Genomic DNA, 13,707 nt, shown 5'->3' on the forward strand with positions numbered 1-13,707 from the left:
TTTTGTATTCAGACCCAAAATTAACCCTTCCCAGAAGAATATCTGCCTTTCCACTCAAATTTTACAAATAAAGCCCCGAGTGCACTTACAAGAACGTAAACAGGATGGACTATTCCCGTGAACAAAAACCAGATCCAATGCGGTCTCATCCCGAAACTCCTCAAAAAATTTCCCAAGGTTTGTGTTTCAAAGTAAATCTTCAAAATCCAGACTGCTGCAAATACCAACATCCCGGGGATTCCCATAAAAAGAAGGGAAAAACTCAAGAGGAAGGCAACCTGAACAGCAACCGGGAGGACTGAAGCGAAGGTATGGGAGAATGATTTGTGGGAATTCCATTTTGATGCCCATCTGATTCTTTGTGAAAAGAGTGCCTTCAAAGAACCTTGCGGCTGAGTAAAAACAAGATTTTCTTTCAGGTAAACAACAGATTCCGGTCCGAATTTATTGACCATCTTTTTCAATAAAAACTCATCATCTCCCGACAAAAGACCCTCATTCCCCTGATATCCCTCTACCTCCAAAAAGGCCGATTTTCTATAAGCCATATTGGCCGCACTGCACATGATGGGAGAACCCATAAAAAACCCGGCCTGCGTGACCAACAGGATACTCGCCCATTCGATCTGTTGGAAATTTTCAAAAAAACCGATATCTACTTTGGGTAAAACAGGACCTGCGACCATTTTTATGCTTTCATCGGAAAAGGGCCGGATCATTTTCTCCACCCAATCCGTGGGTAGAAAACAATCTGCATCGGTAGTCAGGATAAGACTTCCAAAGGCTTTTTTGATTCCGGTTTTCAGTGCGGCTTTCTTTCCTTCACCTTCGGTTTCTAGCGAATGGACATCCAATTGCTCATCTGATAGTGATTCAATCAATTCATCAAGCTTCTTTTTCCCACCATCTTCACTATGGTCATTGATAAAAACAAGCTGTAGCGGCCTAAGGGAAAGGCCTGACAATTGGCCAAAAATTGTTGGAATATTTTGTTCTTCATTCCTGTAGGGAATCAAAATGGTAACCAACTCAGGCTCTCTATATTCGGGAAAAATTTGGGGTTTTTGCTTCCAGGTTTTGCCCAATAAAAGCAGCAGAAGCCCATAAACTATCCCAAACAAAAGGTAAAATGTTAGCATGAATTGCTTTAACTTGCGGTAATGAGTAAAGAAGATAAAAAAGACGCAAAGGAAAAAATAATTTTGGGGATTGACCCCGGCACCAATGTGATGGGCTATGGTTTGATCCTGATTGAAGGTAAAAAGTACAGTCTACTGCAGTTTGGTGTCATCCATCTCAAAAAGTATGTCGGGCATGAATTGAAGCTGAAAAAGATATTTGAGAGAGTCACAGGTATCATTGATGAATTTCATCCTGACACGGTGGCTTTAGAAGCGCCATTCTATGGCGAAAACGTCCAATCCATGCTCAAACTAGGCCGCGCGCAGGGCGTCGCCATGGCAGCAGCTTTGGCGAGGGATATTCCGATTACGGAGTATTCTCCCAAAAAAGTCAAGCAATCTGTCACCGGAAATGGAAATGCTTCCAAAATCCAAGTGGCAGAAATGCTCAAAACCCTTCTCAAAATAGAAGAAATCCCAAAGCTTCTTGATGCGACTGATGCGCTTGCAGTAGCCCTCTGCCATCATTTTCACGATGGAAGGCTGCAGACAAGAGGCCGGACGGCAGGATGGAAATCATTTCTGGAAGACAACCCTAACAGGGTAAAAAGTCCAAAATGAAGTTTTCTATCTTACTTTAGGTTGACGTTTTCTGATAAACCACATATCCATTGAATGTCTGATCTGACATTTCTTTCGGTATACCAAATATTCCAAAGATGGAAGCCATCCTCAATATCCTTCAAAAATTTTCAAACATCCCACAAGAATCCTTGGAGCGGTTTGTCGGGAAACTTCACGAAAAAAGCATTCCCAAAGGAGAAACATTGATCCGGGAAGGGGAAGTTTGCAATCAGCTTTCATTCATCAACAAAGGATTTGTCAGGAGTTTTTATTTTAAGGATAAAAAGGACATCACTATCAGCTTCAGCATGACGGGTGAGTTCATCGCATCCATGTCCAGCTTTATTTCCCAAAAGCCTTCTTACGAAACCATCGAAGCCCTCGAACATTGCTACCTGTACCAAATCAGCTACCAAGACTTAATGGATTTGTTTGAAAAAGACAGTCATTTGGAGCATTTGTACCGGCTGATTCTGGAGCAATATTACGTTGCTTTAGAAGAGCACCTCATTTTTTCAAAGTTCAAAACCGCCAAAGAGCGCTACCTTGAATTGATAGAAACCAAACCTCTTATCATCCAAAAAGCAGCAGTCGGTCAGGTTGCTTCTTACCTCGATATGAGCCTGGAAACGCTGAGCAGAATCCGGTCAAGCATCTGATTTTTTGATTTTTATCAATAGCCTTCCCTCACAATAAATTGTAATTTTGAAAATTATCAAAATTGGTAAAGCGTATTTTCTCTTTATCCAATTCAAATTTCTTTCCAAAAAACCCCAAAATCTACTATGAAAGATCTCAGTCGATACATTCCCTTTTTTGCTTTGGTATTTTTGTACCCTGTACTATTTTCTTGCAACAGCAGCACGACGGAGAGCACTTTTGATTCCTCCAAATTAAGAATAGCCACCCAGGAAGAAATCGAGAAAGTCATCGAGCAGTTTGTACTTGCAGAAGACAGTACTGTCATTGAAATACCTGCGGGATTCTATGCCTTGAAAACCCAACTGATCCTTGACAACAAAAACCACATTACCATCAAAGGGGCGGGACTGACCGAAACTGTGCTTTCCTTCCAGGACCTTAAGGCCGGAGGTGAAGGTGTCAAATTGGTAGGCAACAATATCACCATCCAAGACCTGAGTGTCGAAGATGCACCCGGTGACGGCATCAAATCACAGCATTGCGACGGGATTACCTTCCGAAAAGTCAATGTCACCTGGACCAATGGCGACAAATCCAAAAACGGCACTTATGCCATCTATCCTGTCCAATGTAAAAATGTCCTGATCGACGAGTGCATCGCTTCCCATTCCAAAGATGCCGGGATTTATGTCGGCCAATCTGAAAACATCATTGTCCGGAATTCTCTAGCCTTTGGCAATGTGGCGGGAATCGAAATCGAAAACTCTGACAATGCCGAAGTTTACGGAAATACAGTCAGGGACAATTCAGGAGGGATTTTGGTATTCAATCTTCCCGGTCTTCCAAAGTCCGATGGGCGGGGCACAAAAATCTACAACAACGAAATCCTCCACAACAACCATAAAAATTTTGCCACTGCGCTGAGTGAGGATCCCAACGGAAATACTGTGACGATGATTCCTCCCGGTTCGGGCATCGTCATTTTGGCTGCCAAAGAAGTGGAAATATTTGACAACAGAATCCACAAAAACAAAACAGTGGGACTCGCCATTGCCAACTACCACGTCACAGGATTCCCGATGGATGCCCCAAATTGGTCTCCTTTTACCTCAAATGTTTTTGTACATGACAATGACTACCAAAGAACCTGGCATTTCCCTGATTTCACCAAGGAATTTGGGCAGCTGATTTCAGTGTACAATGCCCATGGATTTGCAAGAACTCAGGACATCATCTATGATGGATTTTGGGACAAGACCATATCAGACAATATCCAATCAAATCCCATGAAAATCTGTATCAGGGAAAAGGAAATGGAAAAGATGCATTTTACGCTTTTTGATCTGTGGGAAGGTGAGGACAATATCAAATCATCCAAGGATTATGCACCTTTCAATTGTGAAGTTCAGGTCAAAACGGATGTCAGTGCCATTGCGAATCTTTAAGTTATGAAATCGTATAAAAAGTACTTTTCGATTAACCTGGCTTTAGGCCTACTGCTTTTGGTTTTTTCCTGTGAAAAAAAACAGACAGAAACCAAAATCAGCAAGGTCGAAATCTCAGAAATAGAAGCGCCTTTGGTCGAGACTGCTTCTCTGGATTTCAGTCAGATTCCTTTCAAAAACCTGTCGGATTATGGCTTCTTCAAGGGAAAACTGAAGTCCCTTGATCCTGATGACGGAGTGCTTTTGTATGAACCTGCTTCTTCCCTGTTTACTGATTATGCACACAAGTCAAGGTTTATCTGGATGCCTGAAGGTACTGCTGCTAGCATCCGGGAAGATGACGAAGGCAGCATGGATTTTCCTGACAATACGGTCATCATCAAGAACTTCTATTATCCTGCCGACTTCAGAAAACCTGAAGCGGAAAAAAGAATCGTAGAAACCCGCCTGATGGTAAAAAGAAACGGGGTTTGGGATGCCTTCCCATACGTTTGGAAAGAAGACCAAAGCGATGCAACCTATAAAGTCGTAGGAGCAGAAATCGAGGTGGCGTGGACTGACCTTCATGGGAAAGAGCAAGTCATTAATTACATCGTGCCCAACAAAAACCAATGCAAAAGCTGCCACAATGAGAAAGAGCAACTTGTTCCTATCGGTGTCAAAGCCAAGCACCTCAACCATGAAATCAGATTTGCCGAAGGAGAAAAAAACCAACTCATAAAATGGCAAGAAATGGGATACCTCTCGGATCTGAATGATCAAACAACTTATCCAGCCATGGTGGATTACAACATTCCTTCCCATTCCTTAGAACTCCGCGCAAAAGCTTATCTAGACATCAACTGCGGACATTGCCACCGGGCGGATGGACCCGCAAGCACTTCAGGTTTGTTTTTGACTTATGAGGAAACCGATCCTTTGAAATTGGGGATCAGCAAAACCCCTGTTGCGGCAGGCTTCGGTGCCGGGACATTCAAATACGATATCGTACCCGGGCAGGCAGACCAATCCATCCTGACTTACCGTATGTCCACCAATCAGGTGGGTGCCGCAATGCCCGAAATCGGAAGGGTTACTGTCCACAATGAAGGTTTGGAATTAATCAGGGAGTGGATCAATGGGATGAAATGAAATAGTACCCTCAATAAATATTTGACTTAACTTGTTTGTAGCGACCATTTATCTAGGTGCAATAGGATATTAATGGATATTGGATATTAATTGATATTGTGCTGTTAACCAACCGTTTGAAAGGCTTTGATAGCCAACCCATCAATCCATAAAAACTTATTGAGAAAAATCTTCTTTAAGAATCAAAACAGCCAAAATACGTGGAAGAAAAAATAAAGGAGCTTAAAATGCGGTATAGAACCGCTTCCAAAAATGAACAGGCCCTAATTGATCAAGAAATGGAAAATTTAGCTTTAGAAAATCCTGTAGCATTTTCCAAAGCAATGTTGGAGGATATGGAGAAAACCATCAATGAAGCAAAAGAACTCCACAAACAAAAAGGCCGAATCGATTGATTCGGCCTTTTGATTTTTAATCCTTATAAACCCCACTAGGCCATTTGTCATTGGCTACATTGATATCTGTGATCACTTTGTCAGGATCAATTTCAACACCGACAACTTTTTTATCTACTTTCAGCAGGTGACTCCATTGGTTTCCTTTGAACCAGATTTCTACAGGTAGCATTCTTCTTTCCTTTTGACCGTCATCGTAGGTGATTTCCAAAAGTACCGGCATCGGCATTTCGCCTAGATTGGAAAGAGAAACCAAATAATTGGCTCCGTAAGGCTGCACGCTATTGATGGCGAGGTCAATGTTGGCATTGCTGTAGAACCAACCTTTCCAGAACCAATCCAGGTTTTCACCTGCAACGTTTTCCATGTGGTTGAAGAAATCCGTGGGCTGTGGATGCTTGTATGCCCAGGTTTTGATATAAGACCTTAAGGCATTGTCAAAACGCTCCGGCCCTAGAACATATTCCCTCAACATGATCAAACCCAAGGCCGGTTTCATGTAGGCGACCATGCCAAGGTTATTGGATTGGGTTCTGTCAGCATGCGTGGCGATCGGTTCGCGGTCTTTGTTGGTCAGCCAACCAAGGTATCTTCTGGTTTGGATTAGGGAGTTGGTATACTCTCCATTATTGAATTCCAGGAAACTGTAATAATTGATGAAAGTATTGAATCCCTCATCCATCCATGCATGTCTTCTTTCGTTTGTTCCTACTACCATTGGGAACCAATTGTGTCCAAACTCGTGGTCAGTTACTCCCCAAAGTCCTGCACCTTTGGATCGCCAACTACAGAAGTTGACTCCCGGATATTCCATGCCGTTGATTTCTGCGGCCACATTGACGGCAACCGGATAAGGGTATTCATACCATTTTTTGGAATAATGCTCCACAGAAGCTTTGCTATATTCTGTAGACCTTCCCCAAGCTTCCTGACCGTCACTTTCTTTTGGATAGACAGATTGCGCCATGGCTTTCTTCCCACTTGGCAAGTTGATCCTAGCTGCATCCCAGATAAATGCTTTGGAAGAGGAAAAAGCCACATCTCTTGCATTGTTGATTTTGAAATGCCAAGTCATGGTTCCTTCCTGTTTTGGACGATGATTGGCATAATCTGTCACTTCTTCAGGACTGATGAGGTACACACGCTCATCACTTTGAGCAGCTTTATTCATCCTGTTCTGCTGCTCTTTGGTAAGCACTTGGGTAGGATTGAGCAATTCCCCTGAAGCAACAACAATGTGGTCAAAAGGTACAGTAACCTTATATTCAAAATCCCCATAACCAAGGTAAAACTCGCCTGCACCAAGGTAGGGATCTGTATTCCAACCTGTCACATCGTCGAATACTGCGACTTTGGGATACCATTGCGCCATGGCGTAGATCGTACCGTCTTTGACCTTGAGGCGGCCCATGCGGTCCATTCCTTTTTCAGGAATTTTGTATTCGAAGTCCATAGAAACAGTCGCCTTTCCACCATTGGCTGGAATGGGCTCTGCAAAAAACACCTGCATCCTCGTGTCGCTGATCAGGTGTTTCTCCGAAACAGGTCTGTTTTTCCCGACGACTTGGGCTTTGAGGTTTTCGATTTTATAGCCGCCATCCACATCACCATTGTAGCGGTTGCCCTGTACAGGAGTGGTCAGTTGTCCCCTTGAGTCTGCGGTAAACCTGTTTTGCTCTAGGTAAAGCCATACAAAATCCAGATTCTCAGGGCTGTTGTTTTTGTAGGTGATGGTGATTTTTCCTTTTAGGGTATGGTTGGTTTCGTCCAAAGCCACGTCAATCAGATAATCGGCACCGTTTTGCCAGTACATCGGACCGGGCTTACCGGAAGCAGTCCGATAGGCTGTACCTTGTCTATACCCAAATTCGGTAAATGCCCCGTCTCTGTTGTCTGTGACTACTTGGGCCCGAATATCCTGTCCAAAAACCAATGCAATAACAAATGCAAAAATTTTTACACTTTTAATTCTTATCATAAATTCCAACTATTTAATATTTCGGCTAAAATACAGAATAGGATCAGAAGAAAAAATTCATTTTTAAGCTCCCAAATCCTAAATAACCAAAAATTCACGCAAAAAGGGAAATTTGGAAATCGAAATAAATCATGGGTACTTTGCCTGCTCAAAAACCACGGCTATTCATGCGAATTAGATTTACTATTTTGGGTTTGTTACTTTCATTTGGCATTGCGAAAGCCTCTCAGGATACCACGACTTTGGATTTGGGCGAAGTAACCATCATGGAAAACAGGATGGAAATCCCTTTCAACAAAGTTTCCAGAAACATTACCGTCATCAACAGGAAGGCTATAGAAACCACTCCTGCGAGAAGTTTACAAGAGGTTCTTTCATTTACCCCGGGGGTCGATGTAAGACAAAGGGGAGTCAGCGGCGTGCAGGCAGATATCGGGATCCGAGGCGGAAATTTTGAGCAGACACTGATGCTGATCAACGGCATCAAACTCACCGATCCGCAGACCGGGCACCATATGGTCAATATTCCTGTTCCCCTACAAGCCATCCAAAGGGTAGAGGTGCTGAAAGGCCCGGGGTCGAGGATTTTTGGACAAAATGCCTTTGCAGGTGCTGTCAATGTCATCACCACGCTTTCAGATAAAAAAAGTCTCAATATCCAGGGATTTGGAGGTGATTTTGGAATGCGTGGGGGAAGTATTGTTTCTTCCCTTCCTGTCGGAAAATACAAACAAACCATCTCCGCTTCCCATGATGCTTCAGACGGACATTGGTACAATTCAGATTTTAAAGTAACCAACCTGTTCTATGAATCGGGATTTGACATCAATGACCGAAATGAAATCCGGGCCATGGCAGGATATTCCGATCGGGACTTTGGGGCAAATGGCTTCTACACCAATTCCTTTCCCGACCAATGGGAAAGCGTTCAGACTTTTCTTGCTGCCCTGAGTTATACTTACAGATTTGACAAACTCTATTTTCAGACACGCGGATATTGGAGAAGGAATGACGATGAGTTCAGACTCAAGAGAAATGAACCCGCTTTCTACACGAATCTACATACCTCAGATGTTTTTGCATTGGAGCTGAATGGCACCTATACTTCCAAAATCGGAACCACGGGGTTTGGGATTGAAGGCAGGGAAGAGAAAATCGAGAGCACAAACCTTGGCAACAGAAGCCGGACTTTTGCGGGAATCTTTGCCGAACACAGGATTGAATTCGCCGAGAAATTTGACTTCCGGGCGGGACTTTATTCCAATTACTACAACGAATACAAATGGAAGCATTTTCCCGGAGCGGAAATCGGCTATCAGGTCAATGCCTTTTCCAGGCTTTATTCCAATTATGGAATCAGCTTCCGGATTCCGTCTTTTACCGAATTGTATTATGAAGATCCAAGCAACCAAAGCAATCCTAACCTCTTGCCCGAAGAAGCTGAAAACTTTGAAATCGGCTGGAAATTCAGCAAAAGCAGGTTGCGGACTGAGTTGGTGTTTTTTCACAGATTCACTCAAAACCTGATCGACTGGAACAGAGAACCAAGCGAAACCCAACCCAACCGCAACAAGTGGACACCACAAAATATCTCTGAAGTGCGGTTTAACGGTGTCGAGACATCTATCCAATACCTTGCTGACTTGGGAGGCGAAAATGCCAAAATCAAGGAATTGATGTTCAGCTACAACTATATCAATGCCGACCTCAATCAAGCCCAAGGCGTCGAATCGCGTTATGCATTGAATTCGCTAAGACATCAAGTGATCGGCGGCATTCAGGCGGAGTTTGTGAAGCGTGCCGAACTCACCATCAAGGGAAGGTATATTGAAAGGATGGCTTTAGAACCATATTTTCTATTGGATGCGAGATTGGATTACAACAGGTTGAAAAAATTCGGACTTTTTCTGGAAGCCTCCAACATCACCGATGCCGATTATGTCGAAGCAGGATTTGTGCAGATGCCTGGAAGATGGTTTAAGGCCGGGTTTATGATTAATCTGGATTGAAAAATTAAGTGGTTTACCATTTCTTTGCCAGAAACCCAATATTCCTTGAAAAGCAGGACGGAAGACCGAAGTCGGAAGACCGAAGTACCGGACATTTAAGTTTCATACCAAGTATTATTTTGTGTTTCCCCTTATTGATATCAATGCAAACAGAAGTAAAAACAACTATGTATTTCGAAAAAATCCTATAATTTAAAAGGATAGAAATAATTTTTTAAACATAAAAAAAGCCTCGTTTGAGGCTATGTGGGAGTTGAGGGATTCGTCCGCGATAGCTATCGGGACCCCGACCCTTCCGATTATAAATCGGAGTGCTCTGAACCGGCTGAGCTATTTTTGATTGATCAATTCGATGATTTTTTTTCTCCTCTTCATCGATTTTATCTGTCGTTCTCGGGCATAGGCTGATTTTTTGTCTTCAAATTCTTCCTTGTATACCAATTTCCAATCAGGGGAATTGCCTGTAAATCCTTTGTGATTTGAATTGTGTTTTCGCAATCTTTCATCCAATACATCGCAAGTATGTCCAACGTAATATTTGTCAAGGTTTTTTGAGTAGAGGATATAAAAACTGCAAGGCATAAAAAAAGCCTCGTTTGAGGCTATGTGGGAGTTGAGGGATTCGAACCCCCGACCCTCCCGACTTTGTCGGGATGTACTGAACCAACATAGCTATCCCCGATCTATCAGCTCAAGTATTTTTTTTCTGCTTTTCCATGATTTCACCTGCCTCTCCCTTCGATATGCTGATTCCTTGTCTGAATATTCTTCCATATACATCAAAATCCAATCTGGGGAATTGCCTGTAAATCCTTTGTGATTTGAATTGTGTTTTCGTAATCTTTCATCCATTACATCGCAAGTATGTCCAACGTAATATTTGTCAAGGTTTTTTGAGTAGAGGATATAAAAACTGCAAGGCATAAAAAAAGCCTCGTTTGAGGCTATGTGGGAGTTGAGGGATTCGAACCCCCGACCCTCTGCTTGTAAGGCAGATGCTCTGAACCAGCTGAGCTAAACTCCCAATAAATATTCTTTTGATTCGGACCATTGACCCTTCCGATTTAAGATCGGAATGCTCTGAACCAGCTGAGCTAAACTCCCAATAAATGAGGTTTTAATAATAATTGTGGGAGTTGAGGGATTCGAACCCCCGACCCTCTGCTTGTAAGGCAGATGCTCTGAACCAGCTGAGCTAAACTCCCGAAATAACCTTTGTTATTGAAACGGTTTGCAAAGGTAGATTTAATTTGATTTGGTACAAATTATAAAATGAAAAAAAATCCCATATTTCAATAATCACTTGAAAATGAAGGGATTTTATTCCATGATCATTCCTGATTTTTTCTCGCTTACTATATATCAAACTTTATCCCCTGCGCCAAAGGCAGTGAAGTACTGTAATTGATGGTATTGGTCTGTCGGCGCATATAGGCTTTCCAAGAGTCGGAACCGGATTCGCGGCCTCCACCTGTTTCTTTTTCTCCACCAAAAGCACCGCCGATCTCTGCGCCGGATGTTCCGATATTGACATTGGCTATGCCGCAGTCCGACCCTGCAGCCGAAAGAAATGCTTCCGCCTCCCGCATATTCAGCGTCATGATGGCTGAGGACAATCCCTGAGGCACACCGTTGTGCATTGCGATGGCTTCTTCAAGGGTATTGTATTTCATGATATAGAGGATCGGTGCAAAAGTCTCATGCTGTACCATTTCAAAATGGTTTTCGGCTTCAATGATACAAGGCTTCACATAGCAGCCGGATTCATAACCTGACCCGCTGAGCACTCCACCTTCGACCAACTCTTTTCCTCCCTCCTTTTTTACTTTTTCTATGGCTTTGAGATACATGTCCACGGCTTCTTTGTCGATTAAAGGACCTACATGGTTTTTCTCATCCAATGGATTTCCTATAACCAATTTGGTGTAGGCCGCGGCCAACCTTTGCTTGAAAGTATCATAAATGGATTCGTGGATAATCAGCCTTCTTGTGGTAGTGCAGCGCTGTCCTGCTGTCCCCACTGCCCCGAAAAGTGCACCACGGATGGCAATTTCAAGATCAGCGTTTTCGGTTATGATAATGGCATTGTTGCCACCAAGTTCTAACAACGACCTTCCCAATCTTGCTGCAACAGCTTGGCCGACGATTTTTCCCATACGGGTGGATCCTGTGGCAGATATTAAAGGAACCCTGGTATCCTCGGTCATCATCTGCCCTACTTTGTAATCTCCTACAATCAAACCTGATATTCCTTCGGGCAAGTTATTTTCTTTCAGTACCTTACTGATAATATGCTGACAGGCAACTCCCGAAAGCGGTGCTTTCTCGGATGGCTTCCAGATACAGACGTCCCCGCATACCCAAGCTATCATGCTGTTCCATGACCAAACTGCCACCGGGAAGTTAAATGCTGAGATAATCCCAACAACCCCGATAGGATGCCATTGCTCATACATCCTGTGTCCCGGACGCTCTGAGTGCATGGTCAGTCCGTAAAGTTGTCTTGAAAGCCCGACTGCAAAGTCGCAGATATCGATCATCTCCTGAACTTCTCCAAGTCCTTCCTGATAGGATTTGCCCATTTCATAAGATACCAATTTGCCCAAATCGGCTTTTACTTCTCGGAGTGCATTGCCCATTTGGCGGACGATTTCACCACGTTTTGGCGCAGGTGTAGTTCTCCATATTTGGAATGCTTCTTGGGATTTGGCGATGACCTGTTCATAACTTTGACGGTCTGTCACCTGCACTTTGCCTATAAGTGCACCATCGGCTGGAGAATAGGAGCTGATATACTCTTTTCCTGTATTGACCCACTCGTTGCCGGTGGAAGTTCCTAAGTTTTCAGGCTTGAGGCCAAGGTTTTGGAGTGCGGATTTGATGCCGAATTGATCTGACATGGTATAGATTTATTTGGGTTTTTGATTTTTCTGAATTTTCTATAAAACTAAAAAAAATGTCTGGAATGCCTGATTTTATTTAATCCTTAGACTTCTTCTTAGGAAGGTATTTATTGATATCTACATAATCGAGATATTTTTTAAAATTGGGACCAACGTTAAATCTATAAACAAGATTAATCCGGTAATTGCCAGTCCTAAAATCTGTAACCAAACCCCTGGCTTCCTCTATCCGCACGTTGTTGTGTACATAGTTGGCATTGATAGACCAAACGGGGCCGTTGTACCCGGCAAAACCCCGTAAGAAATAATTGGTGTTGAATCCCCAGCCTCCTTCTTTATTGGTGTCAGAAGAAATTGTGGTATTTCCCAAGCCGATATTTCCTGAAACCATTCCTGTAATGAAGAAATGTTTGGCAATCACTAAGGTGTGCACATATCCTAGGTTGGGACCAAATTCAAAAAAATCCATCCTGTTAAATTGTAAAGGAGCAGGAATGAAATCTGCAAGGATGTTTTGATCATCCTTGGCATTACCAAAATAAAACTCAACGCCTGCCACAACACTTCCTGCAGATTTCTTTTGCCATGCACTTTGGAGAAAAGCTGCTTTGAGGGAAAGCTTGTCCCCATTAAAAAGGTATTGGACATTGGACCCAAATTTTCTGACTCGCATCCCGGGGAATGCCAATTGGGAAGGAATATCCGATAGTGGTCCTGAATAACTGCGAAGAAAAAACCCTTGATAGAATTGAGCAAACAAATCTATAACCCAATTTTTTGGGTAGGCGTGGGCCTGAAGATCCAGGTATTGTGTTTCTACCTGATTTCTGTTGGTATTCATAAAATCAAAACCATAAGCGAGATTCAATGTGAAGTCATTGTAGGTAGCACCCACCCCGAGATTAAGCGTCGAATTGGGTTCAAGTACGATTCTCGCTAGGTCGTTTTGTTCACTTATCATAAGGGAAGTATATTTCCTAGAAGTGTATAGCCTGGTGGTCAATAGCTTCTTGTAGGAAACATAATAGGTCGTATCCTCTTGGGCTAGGGTTTTTGATGGGAAAAGGAAAAAGAAACCTAAGGTCACTGAAATGCCACAGAAAAATTTTACGCCAAAAAGCCTGTACCAATAACTGTGCAGATTCATCATGTCCAAAAATAAGCAATATCAGGTCCACAAATAAAAAAATCCGCAACAAGTGCGGATTTTTTTTTGATGTCAAATGGAGATTAGGAAAAGTAATTATCTAAATAATCTCCATTCAGTTTTATTAACAAAAGTCTTTAGCAGAAAAAGTTGCTTAATCACCCGAGACAAATATAAAAAACTTTTATTGAAAATTGCAATAGGCTTTTCACGGTATTTTTTGATTTATTAGCCAAAAAATCATAAACTTATTTTTACTTGAACCTAAAATCAAGGTTCTAAGGCAGTTAAAACTATTTAGCAAAAGTCAAA

Annotated in this window: 12 protein-coding genes and 2 tRNA genes; 6 read left to right on the forward strand and 8 right to left on the reverse strand. The window is 42.6% G+C overall.

The genetic code is table 11. The features are described 5' to 3' along the window. Nucleotides 1-20: 20 nt before the first annotated feature. A complete protein-coding gene (locus MMU05_RS18125) occupies nucleotides 21-1,139 on the reverse strand; it encodes a glycosyltransferase (RefSeq protein ID WP_241143092.1) in 1,119 nt (372 codons plus the stop codon). A gap of 21 nt (nucleotides 1,140-1,160) precedes the next feature. Between MMU05_RS18125 and ruvC the strand changes: the two genes are divergently transcribed. The 5 genes from ruvC (at nucleotide 1,161) to MMU05_RS18150 (ending at nucleotide 5,358) form a co-directional block, all read left to right on the forward strand. Beyond that, the gene (gene ruvC, locus MMU05_RS18130) at nucleotides 1,161-1,742 is read left to right on the forward strand and encodes a crossover junction endodeoxyribonuclease RuvC (protein ID WP_241143093.1); all 582 of its coding nucleotides are present in this window, start codon (nucleotides 1,161-1,163) and stop codon (nucleotides 1,740-1,742) included. 98 nt (nucleotides 1,743-1,840) lie between these two features. Beyond that, nucleotides 1,841-2,404 carry a Crp/Fnr family transcriptional regulator gene (locus tag MMU05_RS18135; protein WP_241143094.1) on the forward strand — a complete coding sequence of 188 codons (564 nt, stop codon included), beginning with the start codon at nucleotides 1,841-1,843 and terminating at the stop codon, nucleotides 2,402-2,404. Between the two features lie 126 nt (nucleotides 2,405-2,530). Then, nucleotides 2,531-3,832, forward strand: a complete 1,302-nt coding sequence (locus MMU05_RS18140) for a parallel beta-helix domain-containing protein (protein ID WP_241143095.1) — start codon at nucleotides 2,531-2,533, stop codon at nucleotides 3,830-3,832. Between the two features lie 3 nt (nucleotides 3,833-3,835). Further along, complete coding sequence (locus tag MMU05_RS18145) at nucleotides 3,836-4,963, forward strand: SO2930 family diheme c-type cytochrome (protein WP_241143096.1); 1,128 nt, start codon at nucleotides 3,836-3,838, stop codon at nucleotides 4,961-4,963. A gap of 200 nt (nucleotides 4,964-5,163) precedes the next feature. Continuing rightward, complete coding sequence (locus MMU05_RS18150; protein ID WP_241143097.1) at nucleotides 5,164-5,358, forward strand: hypothetical protein; 195 nt, start codon at nucleotides 5,164-5,166, stop codon at nucleotides 5,356-5,358. A gap of 16 nt (nucleotides 5,359-5,374) precedes the next feature. On the opposite strand, the gene MMU05_RS18155 is transcribed toward MMU05_RS18150, so the two are convergent. Then, nucleotides 5,375-7,336 (reverse strand): M1 family metallopeptidase, encoded by a 1,962-nt coding sequence (locus MMU05_RS18155; RefSeq protein ID WP_241143098.1) that lies wholly within the window; start codon nucleotides 7,334-7,336, stop codon nucleotides 5,375-5,377. Between the two features lie 167 nt (nucleotides 7,337-7,503). On the opposite strand from MMU05_RS18155, the gene MMU05_RS18160 reads away from it, so the two are divergent. Continuing rightward, entirely contained in the window at nucleotides 7,504-9,345 is a 1,842-nt protein-coding gene (locus MMU05_RS18160; protein ID WP_241143099.1) for a TonB-dependent receptor plug domain-containing protein, read from the forward strand. 330 nt (nucleotides 9,346-9,675) lie between these two features. Here MMU05_RS18160 and MMU05_RS18165 read toward each other — a convergent pair whose 3' ends face one another. From MMU05_RS18165 to MMU05_RS18190, 6 genes are all read right to left on the reverse strand, one after another. Next, entirely contained in the window at nucleotides 9,676-9,927 is a 252-nt protein-coding gene (locus MMU05_RS18165; RefSeq protein ID WP_241143100.1) for a GIY-YIG nuclease family protein, read from the reverse strand. A 90-nt stretch (nucleotides 9,928-10,017) separates the two neighbouring features. Continuing rightward, entirely contained in the window at nucleotides 10,018-10,269 is a 252-nt protein-coding gene (locus MMU05_RS18170) for a GIY-YIG nuclease family protein (RefSeq protein ID WP_241143101.1), read from the reverse strand. A gap of 25 nt (nucleotides 10,270-10,294) precedes the next feature. Further along, a tRNA-Val gene (locus tag MMU05_RS18175) sits at nucleotides 10,295-10,369 on the reverse strand. Between the two features lie 106 nt (nucleotides 10,370-10,475). After that, nucleotides 10,476-10,550, reverse strand: a tRNA-Val gene (locus MMU05_RS18180). Between the two features lie 150 nt (nucleotides 10,551-10,700). Further along, nucleotides 10,701-12,245: an L-piperidine-6-carboxylate dehydrogenase gene (amaB, locus tag MMU05_RS18185; protein WP_241143102.1), complete on the reverse strand. Its 1,545-nt coding sequence runs from the start codon at nucleotides 12,243-12,245 to the stop codon at nucleotides 10,701-10,703. Nucleotides 12,246-12,324: 79 nt separating this feature from the next. Then, nucleotides 12,325-13,398, reverse strand: coding sequence for a DUF4421 domain-containing protein (locus tag MMU05_RS18190; protein WP_241143103.1), 1,074 nt, complete (start codon nucleotides 13,396-13,398; stop codon nucleotides 12,325-12,327). Between the last annotated feature and the right edge of the window lie 309 nt (nucleotides 13,399-13,707).

This window comes from Cognataquiflexum rubidum (assembly GCF_022538115.1).
Classification (GTDB): domain Bacteria; phylum Bacteroidota; class Bacteroidia; order Cytophagales; family Cyclobacteriaceae; genus Cognataquiflexum; species Cognataquiflexum rubidum.

Bases quoted from the DNA above. Each gene is read 5' to 3' on its own strand.
- MMU05_RS18125 (WP_241143092.1), bottom strand. From the start codon at position 1,139: ATGCTAACATTTTACCTTTTGTTTGGGATAGTTTATGGGCTTCTGCTG.
- ruvC (WP_241143093.1), top strand. From the start codon at position 1,161: ATGAGTAAAGAAGATAAAAAAGACGCAAAGGAAAAAATAATTTTGGGG.
- MMU05_RS18135 (WP_241143094.1), top strand. From the start codon at position 1,841: ATGGAAGCCATCCTCAATATCCTTCAAAAATTTTCAAACATCCCACAA.
- MMU05_RS18140 (WP_241143095.1), top strand. From the start codon at position 2,531: ATGAAAGATCTCAGTCGATACATTCCCTTTTTTGCTTTGGTATTTTTG.
- MMU05_RS18145 (WP_241143096.1), top strand. From the start codon at position 3,836: ATGAAATCGTATAAAAAGTACTTTTCGATTAACCTGGCTTTAGGCCTA.
- MMU05_RS18155 (WP_241143098.1), bottom strand. From the start codon at position 7,336: ATGATAAGAATTAAAAGTGTAAAAATTTTTGCATTTGTTATTGCATTG.
- MMU05_RS18160 (WP_241143099.1), top strand. From the start codon at position 7,504: ATGCGAATTAGATTTACTATTTTGGGTTTGTTACTTTCATTTGGCATT.
- MMU05_RS18165 (WP_241143100.1), bottom strand. From the start codon at position 9,927: ATGCCTTGCAGTTTTTATATCCTCTACTCAAAAAACCTTGACAAATAT.
- MMU05_RS18170 (WP_241143101.1), bottom strand. From the start codon at position 10,269: ATGCCTTGCAGTTTTTATATCCTCTACTCAAAAAACCTTGACAAATAT.
- amaB (WP_241143102.1), bottom strand. From the start codon at position 12,245: ATGTCAGATCAATTCGGCATCAAATCCGCACTCCAAAACCTTGGCCTC.
- MMU05_RS18190 (WP_241143103.1), bottom strand. From the start codon at position 13,398: ATGATGAATCTGCACAGTTATTGGTACAGGCTTTTTGGCGTAAAATTT.